Annotated in this window: 17 protein-coding genes; 9 read left to right on the forward strand and 8 right to left on the reverse strand. The window is 73.8% G+C overall.

Annotated features, from left to right (window positions below):
* Positions 1-93 precede the first annotated feature (93 nt).
* Positions 94-1,782, forward strand: a complete 1,689-nt coding sequence (locus AB0M29_RS30495) for a DUF885 domain-containing protein (RefSeq protein ID WP_365388445.1) — start codon at positions 94-96, stop codon at positions 1,780-1,782.
* A gap of 140 nt (positions 1,783-1,922) precedes the next feature.
* Positions 1,923-2,447, forward strand: a complete 525-nt coding sequence (locus tag AB0M29_RS30500; protein WP_365388448.1) for a GNAT family protein — start codon at positions 1,923-1,925, stop codon at positions 2,445-2,447.
* Between the two features lie 22 nt (positions 2,448-2,469).
* Here the strand turns inward: AB0M29_RS30500 and AB0M29_RS30505 are convergent, their stop codons facing one another.
* Positions 2,470-2,967: a rhodanese-like domain-containing protein gene (locus tag AB0M29_RS30505; RefSeq protein ID WP_365388450.1), complete on the reverse strand. Its 498-nt coding sequence runs from the start codon at positions 2,965-2,967 to the stop codon at positions 2,470-2,472.
* A 94-nt stretch (positions 2,968-3,061) separates the two neighbouring features.
* On the opposite strand from AB0M29_RS30505, the gene AB0M29_RS30510 reads away from it, so the two are divergent.
* Positions 3,062-3,508, forward strand: coding sequence for an Lrp/AsnC family transcriptional regulator (locus AB0M29_RS30510; protein ID WP_365388452.1), 447 nt, complete (start codon positions 3,062-3,064; stop codon positions 3,506-3,508).
* On the opposite strand, the gene AB0M29_RS30515 is transcribed toward AB0M29_RS30510, so the two are convergent.
* Both AB0M29_RS30515 and AB0M29_RS30520 read right to left on the reverse strand, forming a co-directional pair.
* A complete protein-coding gene (locus tag AB0M29_RS30515) occupies positions 3,498-6,578 on the reverse strand; it encodes an SMC family ATPase (RefSeq protein WP_365388454.1) in 3,081 nt (1,026 codons plus the stop codon). The two genes, AB0M29_RS30510 and AB0M29_RS30515, sit on opposite strands and share 11 nt — an antisense overlap.
* Positions 6,579-6,580: 2 nt before the next feature.
* Positions 6,581-7,744, reverse strand: a complete 1,164-nt coding sequence (locus AB0M29_RS30520) for an exonuclease SbcCD subunit D (protein ID WP_365388456.1) — start codon at positions 7,742-7,744, stop codon at positions 6,581-6,583.
* Positions 7,745-8,064: 320 nt separating this feature from the next.
* On the opposite strand from AB0M29_RS30520, the gene AB0M29_RS30525 reads away from it, so the two are divergent.
* Positions 8,065-8,367, forward strand: coding sequence for a DUF1330 domain-containing protein (locus AB0M29_RS30525; protein WP_365388458.1), 303 nt, complete (start codon positions 8,065-8,067; stop codon positions 8,365-8,367).
* A gap of 4 nt (positions 8,368-8,371) precedes the next feature.
* On the opposite strand, the gene AB0M29_RS30530 is transcribed toward AB0M29_RS30525, so the two are convergent.
* Positions 8,372-8,992 carry a YigZ family protein gene (locus AB0M29_RS30530; protein ID WP_365388460.1) on the reverse strand — a complete coding sequence of 207 codons (621 nt, stop codon included), beginning with the start codon at positions 8,990-8,992 and terminating at the stop codon, positions 8,372-8,374.
* 90 nt (positions 8,993-9,082) lie between these two features.
* Between AB0M29_RS30530 and AB0M29_RS30535 the strand changes: the two genes are divergently transcribed.
* Genes AB0M29_RS30535 through AB0M29_RS30545 form a run of 3 tightly spaced genes read left to right on the forward strand, consistent with a single transcriptional unit; the run spans position 9,083 to position 10,325 of the window.
* Positions 9,083-9,490, forward strand: a complete 408-nt coding sequence (locus AB0M29_RS30535) for a CoA-binding protein (protein WP_365388492.1) — start codon at positions 9,083-9,085, stop codon at positions 9,488-9,490.
* 22 nt (positions 9,491-9,512) lie between these two features.
* A complete protein-coding gene (locus AB0M29_RS30540; RefSeq protein WP_365388462.1) occupies positions 9,513-9,797 on the forward strand; it encodes a hypothetical protein in 285 nt (94 codons plus the stop codon).
* 9 nt (positions 9,798-9,806) lie between these two features.
* Positions 9,807-10,325: a GNAT family N-acetyltransferase gene (locus AB0M29_RS30545; protein ID WP_365388464.1), complete on the forward strand. Its 519-nt coding sequence runs from the start codon at positions 9,807-9,809 to the stop codon at positions 10,323-10,325.
* A 163-nt stretch (positions 10,326-10,488) separates the two neighbouring features.
* On the opposite strand, the gene AB0M29_RS30550 is transcribed toward AB0M29_RS30545, so the two are convergent.
* Both AB0M29_RS30550 and AB0M29_RS30555 read right to left on the reverse strand, forming a co-directional pair.
* The gene (locus AB0M29_RS30550) at positions 10,489-11,019 is read right to left on the reverse strand and encodes a YbaK/EbsC family protein (RefSeq protein ID WP_365388466.1); all 531 of its coding nucleotides are present in this window, start codon (positions 11,017-11,019) and stop codon (positions 10,489-10,491) included.
* Between the two features lie 45 nt (positions 11,020-11,064).
* On the reverse strand, positions 11,065-11,844 hold the full coding sequence (locus AB0M29_RS30555; protein ID WP_365388469.1) for an acyltransferase: 780 nt from the start codon (positions 11,842-11,844) through the stop codon (positions 11,065-11,067).
* A gap of 58 nt (positions 11,845-11,902) precedes the next feature.
* Here AB0M29_RS30555 and AB0M29_RS30560 point away from each other — a divergent pair, with 58 nt between their 5' ends.
* Positions 11,903-12,463 (forward strand): gamma carbonic anhydrase family protein, encoded by a 561-nt coding sequence (locus tag AB0M29_RS30560; protein ID WP_365388471.1) that lies wholly within the window; start codon positions 11,903-11,905, stop codon positions 12,461-12,463.
* Positions 12,464-12,491: 28 nt separating this feature from the next.
* Here AB0M29_RS30560 and AB0M29_RS30565 read toward each other — a convergent pair whose 3' ends face one another.
* Entirely contained in the window at positions 12,492-13,145 is a 654-nt protein-coding gene (locus AB0M29_RS30565) for a DedA family protein (RefSeq protein ID WP_365388473.1), read from the reverse strand.
* 167 nt (positions 13,146-13,312) lie between these two features.
* The gene (locus AB0M29_RS30570; protein ID WP_365388476.1) at positions 13,313-13,765 is read right to left on the reverse strand and encodes a DUF4442 domain-containing protein; all 453 of its coding nucleotides are present in this window, start codon (positions 13,763-13,765) and stop codon (positions 13,313-13,315) included.
* Positions 13,766-13,837: 72 nt separating this feature from the next.
* Between AB0M29_RS30570 and AB0M29_RS30575 the strand changes: the two genes are divergently transcribed.
* Entirely contained in the window at positions 13,838-15,061 is a 1,224-nt protein-coding gene (locus tag AB0M29_RS30575; RefSeq protein ID WP_365388477.1) for a hypothetical protein, read from the forward strand.
* Positions 15,062-15,104 lie beyond the last annotated feature (43 nt).

A 15,104-nucleotide genomic window follows, 5' to 3' on the forward strand; every position in this document is an offset into this window, starting at 1 on the left:
GCCGTGGAAACCATCACCCCTGCGCGGAGCGCGTAAGGCATCACCACAACAATGGTGGTGACGCGGGGGCCGATCACGTACCAGGATGGGAGGATGTCCACTCTCACCAGCGCACCGCTGCCCCGCCAGGTCGCCGACGCCTATGTCGACGACCTCCTCGCACTCGACCCGATTCTCGGCACGTACCTGGGGGCGCCTGACAGCGCTCGCCGGTTGCCGGACTTCTCACCCGCCGGTGCCGACGCACGGGCGGCGCTGGCCGTGGCCACGCTGGAGCGGCTCGCGGAGGCGGAGGCGCGGCCCGGAGGGGACAGCGACGCGGAGCGGCGCTGCGCGCGGCTGCTGCGCGAGCGGCTGACCTCGGAGCTGGCGGTGCACGGCGCCGACGAGCACCTGCGCGCGGTGAGCAACCTGGACTCCCCCGCCCACGGCATCCGTGAGGCGTTCACGCTGATGCCGACCGAGAGCGCCGAGGACCACGCGGACCTGGCCGCCAGGATGCGCGCCATCCCGGCCGCGCTGGCCGGCTACCGCGCCTCGCTCACCGAGGGCCTGGCCCGCGGCCTGCCCGCCGGACCGCGCCAGGTCGCCACCGTGATCGGGCAGATCGGCGAGTGGATCGGCGAGGAGAGCGGCCAGAGCTGGTTCGCCGGGCTCGTCGCCGAGGGACCTCGGGACCAGCGGGTCGAGCTGGACGCCGCCGCCGCGGAGGCCACCGCCGCCTACGCGGCGCTGCGCGACTGGCTGCGCGACACCTACGCCCCCGGCGTCGAGGGCGCGCCCGACACCGTGGGCCGCGAGCGCTACGCCCGCTGGGCGATGCTGTGGAACGGCACCGATCTGGACCTCGACGAGGCGTACGCGTACGGCTGGTCCGAGTACCACCGCATCCACGCCGAGATGGTCGCCGAGGCGGGCAAGATCCTGCCCGACGCGACGCCCTGGGAGGTGCTCAAGCACCTGGACGGGCACGGCCAGGCCATCGAGGGCGTCGACGAGGTACGCGCCTGGCTCCAGGAGCTGATGGACGAGGCGATCTCGGCGCTGGACGGCGTGCACTTCGAACTCGCCGACCGGGTCAAGGTCGTGGAGTCCCGGATCGCCCCGCCCGGCGGCGCGGCGGCCCCGTACTACACCGGCCCCTCCGAGGACTTCAGCCGGCCGGGCCGGACCTGGCTGCCCACCATGGGCAAGACCCGCTTCCCGATCTTCGACCTGGTCTCCACCTGGTACCACGAGGGTGTGCCGGGCCATCACCTGCAGATCGCCCAGTGGGCGCACGTGGCGGAGAACCTGTCGCGCTACCAGGCGACGGTCGGCATGGTCAGCGCCAACGCCGAGGGCTGGGCGCTGTACGCCGAGCGCCTGATGGACGAGCTGGGCTTCCTCACCGACCCCGAGCGGCGGCTGGGCTACCTGGACGCGCAGATGATGCGGGCCAACCGCGTCATCGTGGACATCGGCATGCACCTGGAGCTGGAGATCCCGGCGGACTCCCCGTTCCACCCGGGCGAGCGCTGGACGCCCGAGCTGGCCCGTGAGTTCTTCGGCATGCACAGCGGCCGCCCGGCGGACTTCGTCGACAGCGAGCTGATCCGCTACCTGGGCATGCCGGGCCAGGCCATCGGCTACAAGCTCGGCGAGCGCGCCTGGCTGACCGGCCGCGCCGCCGCCCGGCACGCGCACGGCGACGACTTCGACGCCAAGGCATGGCACATGGCCGCGCTGTCCCTGGGCTCGCTCGGTCTGGACGACCTGGTCGCGGAGATCTCCGCGCTCTGAGCGCCAGCCGTCCCCGCCCCACGCCGGGTCCGCCGCACACAAGCGCGGACCCGGCGAACGGGTGTCCGGCAGGGGGCGGTTACCCTGCTGCTCTCCGGCCTCGCGGCCGGAACCCACTTCCGACAAGGCGGTACGGCGCGATGACCCTGCACGCTTCCCATGACGGTGGACGGCTCGTCCTCACCGAGGGCCGACTGACCCTGCGGGAGCAGCTTCCTGAGGACGCCGCGCTGCTCGCCGAGGGCAAGCCCGCCTCCCTGGTGTGGATCGACGGCGTCCCCGGCGAGGGGACCGTCGGCGCGGCCTCGATGACGCTCGCCGCCGCGGCGGCCGGCGTCTACCGGGGCGGCTGGGGGGTGTTCGCCATCCAGCGGACCGAGGACATGGTCGCCATCGGCGGCGCCGGATTCCACGGCCCCCCGGACGCCGGGACCGTGGAGATCGGCTACGACCTCTCCGAGTCGGGTCGCGGCGCGGGCTGGGCCACCGACGCGGCCCGCGCCCTGTGCCGCTGGGCGCTCGGCCAGCCCGAGGTCACCGTGGTCCTCGCCACCACCGAGCCCGGCAACCGCGCCTCCCAGGCCGTCCTGGAGCGCGTGGGCTTCACCCGGAAAGCCGACCGCGGCGAGCTGTGGTCGTACGAACTGACGTCGCTGCCCTCCTGAGGCGCCGGCGCCGCCGGACGGTTCAGCAGCCGCAGTCGTCCGCGCCGACCGGGGCGGTGAGGGCGTCGGGCTCGCGGCGGGCCGGGCCGTCGGCGGTCTCGTAGGGGAAGCCCTCGCGGATCCAGTACTCCATGCCGCCGAGCATCTCCTTGACCTGGTAGCCCAGGGTGGCCAGGGCGAGGGCCGCGCGTGTGGCGCCGTTGCAGCCGGGGCCCCAGCAGTAGACGACGACCGGTGTGTCGCGGTCGAGGAACTCCGGGGCGAGCTGCGGGATCTGGGCGGTGGGCAGATGGACGGCGCCCGGGATGTGCCCCTGGTCCCAGGACTGGGTGGAGCGCGAGTCGACCACGGTGAATCCCCGGGTGCGGGCGTCGCCGCCTGCCGCCACCACCGCGGCGACGTCGGAGACATCGGCGTGGAAGGCGAGGCTCGCGGCGAAGTAGGCGGCGGCGTCTGCCGGGGCCGCCGGAGGGACGCTCAGGACGGGGTTCCGCGAGGCGGTGAGCTGCTGCTGTGTCATGGGGCAGAATCTACGATCCATGATCGCGGCGAGGAAGTGGGATTCCCCGGGGATCGTCTTGAACGGCCGGGGTTTCCCCTGGTATCCCTGAGAGATGACCGCTCATTCCCTCGACGCCACCGACTGGCGTCTGCTGGAGGCCCTGCAACGCGACGGCCGGGCCAGTTACGCCGAGCTGGCCCGCGCGGTCTCGATGTCGCCGAGCGCCGTGACCGAGCGGGTGCGGCGGCTGGAGGAGGCCGGGGTGATCACCGGCTACTCCGCGGTGGTCGACCTCGACCGTGTCGGACTGCCCATCCTGGCGCTGGTCAGGCTGCGCTACCCGACCGGCAACTACAAGCCGTTCCACGACATGCTGGCGACCACGCCCCAGGTGCTGGAGGCACACCATGTGACGGGCGACGACTGCTTCGTGATGAAGGTCGCCGCGCGCTCGATGCGGCACCTGGAGGAGATCACCGGGCGGATCTCCGGTCTGGGCGCCGTCACGACGAGCATCGTCTACTCCTCGCCGCTGGAGCGGCGGCCGCTCAGCCTCTGACGGCCGCCGCCGACGCCTCCCGCGGGCCGGGCGCCGGCGAGGAGCCGGTCCGGGGGCCGGGGAGTACGGCCGTGCGCAGGCTGACGCGCGACCCGTCCCGGCCCTTGACGACCCGCAGTTGGGCCGGGATGCGGTGCCGCAGGTCGGCGACATGGCTGACGATGCCCACCGCGCGGTCGCGCTCCCGCAGCCCGTCGAGGACGTCGAGCACCTCGTCGAGGGTCTGGTCGTCGAGGCTGCCGAAGCCCTCGTCGATGAAGAGGGTGTCCAGCCGGGTGCCGCCCGCCTCGTCGGTGACCACGTCGGCGAGGCCCAGCGCCAGGGCGAGCGAGGCGAAGAAGGTCTCGCCGCCGGAGAGCGTGGCGGTGTCCCGCTCGGTCCCCGTCCACGCGTCGACCACCATCAGGCCGAGCCCTGACTTGGACCTTCCGCCGCCGCGCGCGTCGCTGTGCACCAGCGTGTAGCGGCCCGCGGACATCCGCTGCAGGCGTACGGCGGCGGCCGCGGCGACCTGCTCCAGCCGGGCCGCGAGGACGTAGGTCTCCAGCTCCATGCGGTACTGGTTCTCCGCCGAGTTGGCCGAGGCCAGGTCGGACAGCCGCTTGATACGGGCGAACGCCGCCCGGGCGGGGGCCAGTTCACGGGTCGCGGCGGTGGCCGCCGCGCCGAGCCGGTCCAGTTCAGTACAGCGGGACGCGGCGGCCGAGACGGTCGCGGAGACGTTCCGCAGCCGGAGGGTGGCGGCCTCGGCGGCGGCCTGTGCGGCGGCGGGGTCCGCCGGGGGCAGTAGGGCCGCGGCGGCGGGTTCGGGCGCGGCCAGATCCGCCTCGACCCCGGCCTCCTCACGCGCCCACTCCTGCTCGCGCCGCTCGGCCTCACGCAGTTCGGCGGATGTCAGCAGCGCCGCGGCGGCCTCGTCCGCGGACGCGAACCCGGCGCGTACGGCCGCGTCCGCCAGCGCGGTGCGTGCCTCGGTGAGCCGCTGCCCGCTCTCGGCGCGGGCGCGCACCGCGTGCACGGCGCGGTCCAGCAGCGCGATACGGGCCGCCAGCCCGTCGCGGCGGGCGGCGACGCTGGGGTGCCCACCGCGGGCGGCGGTCAGTTCGGCGGTCAACTGCGTGTGCTGCCGGTCGAGTTCCTCACGCCGGGAGGTACGGGCGGCGGCCCGGCGCAGGGCCTCGGCGCGGAGTGCGGTACGGCGGTCGCGCTCCTCCTCGGCCACGGCCAGCGCCCTGCGCGCCTCGGGCAGTTCGGCGGCGCCGCGGGCCGCCCGGGTGTGTTCGGCGGCCAGTTCGGCGTGTGCCGCGGCCAGTTCGGCGTGCGGCGCGTCCCCTGCCGTGGCGGCTGCCGCGTCCAGGGCGGTGCGGAGCCGTACGGCCTCGGCGCCGGCCCGCTCGTACCCGGCGGACTCCCGCTGGTAACGCTCATGGGCGGCGTCCTCGTCCGCACGGGTGACCTGGCGCGGCGAGGGCAGTGCGGGCGCGGGGTGCGTGGCGGAGCCGCAGACCCGGCAGGGCTCGCCGTCGGTCAGCTCCGCCGCCAACTCCGCGGCGATGCCGGTGATCCTGGCCTCCCGCAGGTCCTGCCACGCCTCGCGCGCCCCGGCCACCCGGTCGCGGGCGTCGCGCCGGGCGTCGTCGGCGCGCGCCGACTCGCGGGCGAGCGCGTCGCGTTCGGCTCCCGCCGCCAACCGCCGCTCCGCCCGGTCCAGTTCGGCGCCGAGCCCGCCGACGCGTGCCGCCGCCTCCTGCGCGTCGTCGAGCCGCCCCTGCGCCGCGGCACGCATCGCGGGCCAGCCCTCCAGCCAGGTCTCGGCCTCGCGCACGGCGTCCTCGTCCCCGCGCTCCTCCCGCTCCACCTCGGCCCGGCGCCGCGCGATCTCCCGTACCCGCTCCTCCAGCCCGGCGGCGCCCGCCAGAGCTCCCAATTCCTCGCGCAGCCGCCGCTCTTCGGCCACCAGCGCCTCGGCGGCGGCGGCGGGGCCGTCCGCCCCGGGGCCCGTCAGGGCCGCGAGCGCCGCGTCCCGTGCGGACCCGGCCTCGTCGTGCTGGAGTGCCGCCTTGTCGCACAGGGCCAGGGCGGGTTCGACCGTGGTGGCGCGCCGGGCGGCGGCGAGACGGGCGCGGGCGGCGGTGCGGGTGTCCCGGGAGAGGGCGAGGGCGTCGGCGCGCTCGCGGGCGGCGGCGTGGCGGCGCTGGAGGGCGTGCAGATCACGCTGGGCGGCGGCGGTGGCCGCCGCGGCGGTGTGGGCCGCCTCCGCGCGGGCGACGGCCGAGGCGGCGACCGTGTACTGCTCGCGCGCGGTGCACCGCAGGATCGCGGCCCACTCCAGCAGCCCGGGGGCGTAGTCGGGGTGGCCGGGTGCGGCGCCCTCCGGCAGCCAGGCAGCGAGCGGGAGGGCGTCCGCGCCCGCCTCCTGCCGCATCCGCTCGGCGAGATGGGTCAGGTCGCGGTCACCCTGGTCGAGCCGCTGTCCCGCGTCCTGTTTGCGGTCGCGCAGCCAGCGCTCGACGGAACGGAAACGGCGGGTGTCGAAGAGCCGTCCGAGCAGGTCGGCGCGTTCGGTCGCGGTCGCCCGCAGGAACGTGGCGAACTCGCCCTGCGGCAGCAGCACCACCTGGCAGAACTGCTCGCAGCTCATCCCCACGAGCTGCTTGATCTCCTCGCCCACCTCTTGGTGGGACTTGGACAGCGCGCGCCACTCCCCGCCGATGTGCTCGCGCAGCAGCGTCACCGCCCGCTCGGTGGTGGTGCCGCTCCCCCGCTTCTTCGCCCGCTGGTGCTCGGGCCGCCGGGTGATCTCCCACCGCCGTCCGCCGACGGTCAGTTCGAGGACGACCTCGGTGACGGCGCCGTCCGCGGCGTGGTCGCTGCGCAGCCGGGTCGCGGGCCGGGCGCCCGGCACCTGCCCGTAGAGCGCGAAGCAGACGCCGTCCAGGACCGATGTCTTGCCGGAGCCGGTAGGGCCGTGCAGCAGGAAGAGCCCGGCGGCCGACAGCTCGTCGAAGTCGACGCGCTGGGTGGCGGCGAACGGGCCGAAGGCGGTGAGTTCGAGGCGGTGCAGTCGCATCGTCAGCTTTCCGTCCGTACGGCGTCGGCGCGCACCGCGTCGAACGCGTCCCGCAGCACCGCGCGTTCCTGGGTGTCGGCCTCCGAGCCCCGTACATGCGCGACGAAGTCCTCGGCGATCTGCTGGTCGCTGCGGCCGCGCAGCCGCCGGGCGTACGAGGCCAGCGGGTCGTCGTCACCGTTCTCGGGGGCGAAGACGAGACTGAGGACATGGGGGAACCGCCGGGCGAGCGCCGCCATCGGCTCGTGCGGCCGGTACGGGTCGGTGAGCGTGGCCTCCACCCAGGCGTCCTCGTGGCGGTCGAGCGCCGGGTCGGCGAGCAGGTCGTCGAGGTGGCCGCTGATCCGGGCCAGCGCCCGCGGCACCGGTGTGTCGACGCGCTCGGCGGCGACCTCGCCGCCGGGGCCGAGGTCGACCAGCCACATGCTCTTGCGGTGCCGCTCCTCGGAGAAGGAGAAGGCCAGCGGGGAGCCGGAGTAGCGGACGCGTTCGGTGACCGTCTGGCAGCCGTGCAGATGGCCGAGCGCCACGTAGTCGACGCCGTCGAACAGCACGGCGGGCACGGCCTCGACGCCCCCGGCGGTGATGTCGCGTTCGCTGTCGCAGGGCGCCGCGCCGGTGACGAAGGCGTGCGCGAGGACGACACTGCGGGTGCCCGCCGGGCGCTCCGCCAGGTCGGCGCGAATACGGTCCATGGCGGCCGAGAGCACCGCGGTGTGGTCGGCGCGCTCGGCCGCGAACTCCTCACGGGCGAGCGCCGGTTCGAGATACGGCAGACCGTAGACCGCGATGTCGCCGTCGCCGTCGGCGCCGGGCAGCAGCACGGGCCGGTGGCAGGTCGCGGGGTCGGTGCGCAGGTGGATGCCCGCCCGGCCCATGATCCCGGCGCCGACGCCGAGCCGCCGCGCGGAGTCGTGGTTCCCGGAGATCATCACCGTCGGCACGTCGAGGTCGGCGAGCCGGTGCAGGGCGTCGTCGAAGAGTTCGACGGCGGCGAGTGGCGGCACGGCCCGGTCGTAGACGTCACCGGCGACGAACACCGCGTCGACACGCTCGGCGCGGACGGTGGCCACGAGGTGGTCGAGGAACGCCCGCTGTGCGTCGAGCAGGCTCACCCGGTGGAAGGACCGGCCGAGGTGCCAGTCCGAGGTGTGCAGGAATCTCACAGGACTGCCCCCACCAGCACGTTCGCCCTCGCCGTTCCTCGCCCGCCGCACGGCACCCGCACGCTCGCGTGGGTCACCGCCTCGTCCGCCCAGGCCCTCGGCCGCTCCGCGGCCCGGGCCGATCACCGTCTGGAGTGTATGCGCTCACGGGACGGAAACCCGTCGGGCACCGCCCGCGGCGCGGCGCCCGGCGCGTGCGACGGCGGCGCCAACCGGCTCTGGCAACAAGCGAGTTGACTGCCGATCGACACCGAGAGTGGCACTAGGATTCCTCTCGGTTCCGAAGTACCGTCCGCTTACTCACCAACGGGAGTTTGTCGATGACCGCGTATGTCCTGATCGAAGTCGAATTGATCGATCTGGAGGCAATGGGCGAATACCGGGAGCTGGCCCGTAAGGCAGTGGCCGAATTCGACGGGCAGTTCCTGGCGGTCAACGCCGCCCCGGAGCCGGTCGAGGGGGACTGGGACCCGAAGAAGAACTTCACCCTGCTGTCCTTCCCCAGCATGGAGCGGGCGAGGGCCTGGTACGACTCCGACACCTACGCGCCGGGCAAGGAGATAGCCAAGCGGGCGACGCTGCGCCGTATCAGTTACCTGACGGGGCTCGACGAAGCACGCTGAGCCGTCACACCCAGGCGCCGCCGTTCACCTCGACCGTGGCGGCGCCTGAGGTGGCGTCGGCGAGCCAGTCGGCGAACGCCGCGGCCTCGGCGTCCGGTACGCCCAGCCGGATCGTGACGGCCGCCCCGTAGCCGACGTCACGGATGGTGTGGCCCGCGGCGCGCAGGTCGTTCTCCAGGCGGCCCGCGCGCTGGTGGTCGACGGTGACCGTGACGAGGACGAGGCGGCGCCGCTCGACGGTGCCGATCGCGTCGAGGGCCGCGGAGACGGCGCCGCCGTAGGCGCGGACGAGACCGCCCGCGCCGAGCTGCACACCGCCGTAGTAGCGCGTCACGACCGCCACGGTGTCACGGACCTCCCGGCCGAGCAGCACCTGGAGCATGGGGGTGCCCGCGGTGCCGCCCGGCTCGCCGTCGTCACTGGCCCGGTGCAGCCGCCCGTCGGGACCGATCACGTACGCGTAGCAGTTGTGGCTGGCACCGGGGTGCTCCTTGCGGACCCGGGCGACGAACGCCTGCGCGGCTTCCTCGCTGTCCGCCGGGGCCAGCGCGCACAGGAAGCGGGAGCGTTTGATCTCGCTCTCGTGCACGCCCGCGCGCGCCACCGTCAGATACCGCTCCACCATCCGTTCAGCGTAGCCCGGCCGTCGGGAATGGCCGACCGCGCCCGCACGTTTGACCAGGCACGACGACTGGACGAGCGGCTGGAGGACGGCGTGTACGGCGACGCGGCGGCGGTACGGGAGATCCTGCGGGACACCGGCGACACCTGGGCGGTGGTGGGGCTGTCGAACAACACCTCGCGCGCGGCCTACGGGGTCGCCGCCGTGCTCCAGCGGTACGGCAAGCGGATCGTGCCGGTCCACCCCAAGGCCGAGACGGTGCACGGCGAGCAGGGGTACGCCTCGCTCGCCGACATCCCCTTCCCCGTCGACGTGGTCGACGTCTTCGTCAACTCCGCGCTGGCCGGCGAGGTCGCCGACGAGGCGGTCGCGGTGGGCGCGAAGGCCGTCTGGTTCCAGCTCGGGGTGGTCGACGAGGCGGCGTACGACCGCACCCTCGCCGCGGGCCTGCGGATGGTGATGGACCGCTGCCCCGCGATCGAGATCCCGTTGATGGACTGACGGACGCGGCTACGGTGGCGGTATGGCACGCAAAGCGCCCAAAACCCCGCCGCCGCCGTTCGGCCTGGACGACAGGACGTACGCGCAGCTCTGGTTCCTCGCCCTGCCGGTGCTCGGCCTCGCGCTCGGGGTGGCGGCCTTCGCCACCCTGATGGGTGTGCTGCCCGACGCCTGGTGGGCGCGGTTCGTGTCGGTGGTGGTGGGGCTGATGGTCGGCACGGTGGTGGTACGGGCCGGGCGGGCGCTGCACCGCAGGCTGGGAGTCGGGGACCGAAAGTCCGATGACGGGCGGCCTGACGACCGCTAGCGTCTTGGCATGATCACCGTAAGAGCCGCCATATCCGCGGACGCGCCCGAAGTCGTGCGTCTGCGCCGTGTGATGTTCCAGGCCATGACGGGCCGCGACGAGCCCGGTCCGTGGGAGGAGGCGGCCGAGAAGTTGCTGCGCGAACAGCTGTCGGGGCAGGGCGAGTTGACGACCGGCGTCTTCGTGGTGGACGCCGACGGCCCCGGCGGCGGGCTGGCCGCTTGCGCGGTGGGCACGGTGGAGCAGCGGCTGCCCGCTCCCGGGCATCCCACCGGGCGGTTCGGCTTCATTTTCAGCATCTGCACGGATCCGGCGTACCGCGGGCGCGGGTACGCGCGGATGGTCACCGAGGCGTTGCTCGACTGGCTCGCGGAGCGGGGGGTGACGCGGGTGGATCTGCACGCGACCGCTGACGCGGAGCATCTTTATCGGGAGTTGGGGTTCAGCGACCATTCGGTCGCGCTTTCTCTGGACGTGTCCAAGCGGCGGGCCGCCGCGCTCGGTGCGGTGGGGCGGGACTCGCCGTAGGTGGGTGCGGTCCCGCTGCGCTCGGTGCGGTGGGGCGGGACTCGCCGTAGGTGGGTGCGGTTGCGTCCCCGGACGCGGGTTGGTGGGGGCTTGTCGCGCAGTTCCCCGCGCCCCTTCGGGGCTCGGTGGGCACCGTCCTTCGCCCCGCGCACCTTCGGGGCTCTCAGGCGGCGAGGTTTTCCAGGATGACCGCGCCCGGGAGGGCGGCGAGGGCTTTGCCGGGGACGATGAGTTTGCCGCGGCGGCTGCCGCTGCCGATGACGAGGTAGGGGGTGTCGACGACGGCGGCGTCGACGAGGAGGGGCCAGTGCGGGGGGAGGCCGACGGGGGTGATGCCGCCGTACTCCATGCCCGTCTCGCCGACGGCGGTCTCCATGGGGGCGAACGACGCCTTGCGGACGCCGAGATGGCGGCGGACCGTGCCGTTGACGTCGAGGCGGGTGGTGGACAGCACCAGGCAGGCGGCGAGGGTGACGTCGCCGCCGCGCTTGCCCGCGACGACGACGCAGTTCGCGGACTGCCGCAGCAGGTCCTCGCCGTAGGTGGCCGCGAAGACCGCGGTGTCCGCGATCGCCGGGTCGCTGTCCACGAAGAGCATCTCCGCGGTGACGGCGGCGGCGACCGCGGCCGGGAGGAGTTCGGTGCGTTCGGTGGCGGGGTGGGCGTCGTCGAAGCCGCCGATGGGTGCGCGCATACCGGGAAACGTAACAAACCCCGGGCAGCGGCCGGGTCGCAGCCGTCAGGCCGGGGCGGTCAGGCCGGGGCCGTCGGCGGTGTCGTCCAGTTCCGCGAGGGCCAGCAGTTGTTCGGTGGTGACGCCCTCGGGGACGGGCAGCGGGGTGGGGGTGCGCAGCGGCGGCTGCCAGCCGGTGTCGGGGTCCCAGCGCCGTACGATCCGGGCGGGGGCGCCGGCCACCACCGCGAAGTCGGGCACCTCGCCGCGGACCACCGCGCCGGCGGCGACCACCACGTTCCTGCCGAGCCGGGCGCCGGGCAGGATCACGCATCCGGAGCCGAGCCAGCTCCCGCTGCCGATCTCGACCGGGGCGGTCCGCGGCCACTGCCTGCCGACGGGCTGCGTGGTGTCGTCGTAGGAGTGATTGTCGCTGGTCACATAGATGTACGGCCCGCAGTAGACGTCGTCGCCGAAGACGACGGGCGCCGAGGCCACGACATGGCTGCCGCGGCCGAGCACCACGCCGTTCCCCAGCCGCAGCACCGGCTCGGGGCCGAGGTCGAGGCCCGGCATCATCCCGGCGGTGAGGGTGACCTGCTCGCCGATGATGCAGTGGTCGCCGAGGTGGATCCACGCCTCGCCGAAGACGGTGCCGAGCGGGAAGGCGAGCCGGGTCCCCTCGCCGATCCGGCCGAACCGCAGCGGCCCGGGGCGTGCGGCGGTCACGGCGCCCGCCTGCTGCACCCACCGCCAGCCGCGGTGCACCAGCCGCGACGCGGCGCGACGGCGCCAGGCCGCCGCGGCGGCGGTCGCGGAGGAGAACACGTTCTCGTTCTTGGGCACGGGCCCACCGTATACGGTGCGGTGGGACACCAGACGACCGGCTGTGAGGATGGTTGGCATGACGGACGAGGTAGCGGCGGCGGGCGGGGCGCCCGCGGCGGCGCTGATCGCGGAGATCCTCGGGAAGAAGCCGGAGATCGATCCGGCCGCGTTCGTCGCGCCGACGTCCGTGGTGCTCGGTGACGTGACGCTCGGCGCGGGCGCCAGCACCTGGTACCACGCGGTGCTACGGGGAGACTGCGAGTCGATCAGCATCGGCGCGGGCTCGAACATCCAGGACAACTGCTCGGTGCACGCCGACCCGGGCTTTCCGGCCGTCGTCGGCGCGGATGTCTCCGTGGGGCACAACGCGGTGCTGCACGGCTGTGTGATCGAGGACGGTGTGCTCATCGGCATGGGCGCGACCGTGCTCAACGGCGCGCACATCGGCGCCGGTTCACTGGTCGCGGCACAAGCCCTGGTGCCGCAGGGCATGCGGGTGCCGCCCGGATCCCTGGTGGCGGGCGTGCCCGCGAAGGTGCGCAGGGAGCTGACCGAGGAGGAGAAGGAGACGGTCCGCCTCAACGCCGAGCACTACGTGGCCCTGGCCGAGGTCCACCGCGCGGCCCTCGGCGGCTGACCCACCGGGGCCGCCCGGCGGGAGCGGGCTACTCCCCCGGGACCGCCGCGACCTCTCGGTCCGTCGCGGCCTCGATCTCGGCCTGCATCTTGGCCGCGCGCCGCTTGACGAAGACGAACGAGGCGATGCCGAAGAGCACGGCCGCCGCGAGTCCGAAGTAGCCGAAGCGCTTGAGCCACGGCTCGGCGACCACGCCCACGTAGTAGATGACGGCGGTGGTGCCGCCCGCCCAGACGATGCCGCCGAGCGCGTTGGCGATCAGGAACTTCCAGTACGGCATCTTCAGCACACCGGCCAGCGGTCCGGCGAAGATCCGCAGCAGGGCCACGAACCGGCCGAAGAAGACCGCCCACATGCCCCAGCGCTGGAAGGAGCGCTCGGCGGTGGCCACATGGCCGGGTGAGAAGTGCTTCGGGAATCTGGCGCCGAGCCGGTCGAGCAGCGGTTTGCCGCCGCGGTGCCCGATGGAGTAGCCGATGGAGTCGCCGCCGACCGCGCCGATGATCGCGCACAGGCCGACCAGCCAGGGGTTGACGTTCCCCTGCGACGCCAGCAGCGCGGCGCTCATCAGGACGATCTCGCCCGGCAGGGGGATGCCCAGGCTCTCCACACCGACCACCAGCGCCACCATCAGGTAGACGGCGATCGGTGGGATGCCGTCGAGCCATTCCTGGACGTGCACAGCCGGATCCTCCCCGCGACAACATTCGACGGTGCGCGCCCGGCGCACACCATCGAAGCGTAACCGACCGCCGGGAAAGGCCGCCGGAAGCGGCCGGTCAGGGGCCGCTCCGGCGCACGTTCACCGGCGGTCGGGCACGAGTCCGCGGGGCTGCGGGGCTGCGGGGCTCAGTCGTTGGGACGCAGGGTCCAAACGATCGACAGATGGCCGGTCTCGGCGCCGTCCGCACGCCGGATGGCGACCTCGACGAGGAACTCGGGGCGCTGGCCCGCGTCCAGTTCGGCCACGACCTCGGCGACGGGCCTGCCCAGTTCGGCGGTCGCCGTCACCGGGCCCCTGGCCAGCTTGAGGAAGGAGATCTCGGCGCGCACCGGCAGCGGCACGGCCCGGCTCATCTGGTCGCCGAAGGCGGCCAGCACGATCGCGCCGCTGGCGGACTCGGCGAGGGTGAACATGGCGCCGGCGTGCGGTCCGCCCACGTGGTTGCGGTACTCGGGCTGGTCGGGCAGCGAGACCACGGCGCGCTCCGCGGTGGTCTCCAGATACTCGAGATTGAGGGTGCGCACCATCGGGACGGTGGCCGACAGCAGTTCGCCTATCGAGGGCATGGTCTCGGACATGCGTTCATGTTACCAGCGAGTAGGGGTATCCGGCATGGAACCGCACAGCTCACTCCCCTAGTGTTTCCAGCCATGTGGCCAGGAGACCAGCAATCCGGGGGAGAGAACAACCCGCAGGGTGCCCCACCCCCCAGCAACCCGTATCCGCCGACTCAGCCGTACGGCCAGCCGGCACAGCCTTACGAGACGCCGTCGCCGTACGCCCAGCCCGGCTACCAGCAGCCCGCTCAGCCGCCGGCCGCACCCGGCACCCCGCCCCCGGGGTACCAGCAGCCGCCCCCGCCGCCGCCCCAGCAGCAGGCGTACGCGCCGACCCAGGCGTACGGCCAGCCCGCGGCGTCCTACGACACCCCGTCGCCGTACGCCCAGCCCGGCTACCAGCAGCAGCCGCCCGGCGGCTACCCGACGCCGCAGGCATGGGGTCCGCCGGTGCCCGGCGGGCCCGAGGGCGGCCCGCCCGACAACCGCAAGCGGAACATCGGCATCGCGGTCGTCGCCGCGGTCGCGGTGATCGCCGCCGTGGTGGGCGGCGTCCTCTACACCCGCGGCGGCTCCAAGGACGAGGCGGGCAAGGACAAGAGCCCCACCGCGACCGCCCCCAAGTCCCCCACGGCCACGGCGACATCCACCCCCTCCCCCACCGCGACCTCCACCGACGTCCCCGGTGACACCGGCGACGACCCGCGCGGCGCGCCCGGCTCCACGGACGTCAAGGCGGTCGTGCCGGGCTGGAAGGTCGTCAAGCGCACGCTGCGCAACGTCGCCTTCGACGTGCCGCCGGACTGGACGGTCGACAGCGAGAGCATGACGATCGGCTTCACGGACAAGTCCGACCAGCCCGCCGTGGCGATGGGCGCGCCCGCGTACTACAAGCACGCCTGGTGCAAGAGCGGCAGCAGCTCCTCGGACCGCGCCGCCGCGGGCACCAAGGGCGCCAACGGCGCGACCAGCGTGCGCAACGCCGCCGAGGTGCAGGCCACGGCGTGGGCGTACTGGGCGTACCAGACGAACGGCAAGGGCACCTTCTCCAAGGTGCAGAACAGCAAGCCGTTCACCAACGCCTACGGCATCTCCGGCTGGCAGGCGTCGGCGACGGCCAGCAACCTGGTCAAGGCCAACAAGTGCTCGTCGCCCGGCGGCGCGGCCTACACCGTCGCCTGGTCCGACCCGACCCAGACCGACCCGACCAAGAAGCTGGTCGTCTGGGTGCTCTACTGCGACCGCGGTGTCTCCGACCAGCTCTCGCAGTCGGTGATCGACAAGATCAAGAGCAGCATCCGGCCGCTGAAGAAGTGAGCCGGCGCGTACGGCGCCGGGCCGCGGCGCGGACTCCGTGCCG

Origin of the sequence: Streptomyces sp. NPDC051976 (assembly GCF_040680795.1) — a bacterium.
Classification (GTDB): Bacteria; Actinomycetota; Actinomycetes; order Streptomycetales; family Streptomycetaceae; genus Actinacidiphila.

Excerpts from the sequence above, each read along its gene's own strand:
- AB0M29_RS30495 (WP_365388445.1), top strand. The coding sequence starts at position 94 with ATGTCCACTCTCACCAGCGCACCGCTGCCCCGCCAGGTCGCCGACGCC.
- AB0M29_RS30500 (WP_365388448.1), top strand. The coding sequence starts at position 1,923 with ATGACCCTGCACGCTTCCCATGACGGTGGACGGCTCGTCCTCACCGAG.
- AB0M29_RS30505 (WP_365388450.1), bottom strand. The coding sequence starts at position 2,967 with ATGACACAGCAGCAGCTCACCGCCTCGCGGAACCCCGTCCTGAGCGTC.
- AB0M29_RS30510 (WP_365388452.1), top strand. The coding sequence starts at position 3,062 with ATGACCGCTCATTCCCTCGACGCCACCGACTGGCGTCTGCTGGAGGCC.
- AB0M29_RS30515 (WP_365388454.1), bottom strand. The coding sequence starts at position 6,578 with ATGCGACTGCACCGCCTCGAACTCACCGCCTTCGGCCCGTTCGCCGCC.
- AB0M29_RS30525 (WP_365388458.1), top strand. The coding sequence starts at position 8,065 with ATGACCGCGTATGTCCTGATCGAAGTCGAATTGATCGATCTGGAGGCA.
- AB0M29_RS30530 (WP_365388460.1), bottom strand. The coding sequence starts at position 8,992 with ATGGTGGAGCGGTATCTGACGGTGGCGCGCGCGGGCGTGCACGAGAGC.
- AB0M29_RS30540 (WP_365388462.1), top strand. The coding sequence starts at position 9,513 with ATGGCACGCAAAGCGCCCAAAACCCCGCCGCCGCCGTTCGGCCTGGAC.
- AB0M29_RS30545 (WP_365388464.1), top strand. The coding sequence starts at position 9,807 with ATGATCACCGTAAGAGCCGCCATATCCGCGGACGCGCCCGAAGTCGTG.
- AB0M29_RS30550 (WP_365388466.1), bottom strand. The coding sequence starts at position 11,019 with ATGCGCGCACCCATCGGCGGCTTCGACGACGCCCACCCCGCCACCGAA.
- AB0M29_RS30560 (WP_365388471.1), top strand. The coding sequence starts at position 11,903 with ATGACGGACGAGGTAGCGGCGGCGGGCGGGGCGCCCGCGGCGGCGCTG.
- AB0M29_RS30570 (WP_365388476.1), bottom strand. The coding sequence starts at position 13,765 with ATGTCCGAGACCATGCCCTCGATAGGCGAACTGCTGTCGGCCACCGTC.
- AB0M29_RS30575 (WP_365388477.1), top strand. The coding sequence starts at position 13,838 with ATGTGGCCAGGAGACCAGCAATCCGGGGGAGAGAACAACCCGCAGGGT.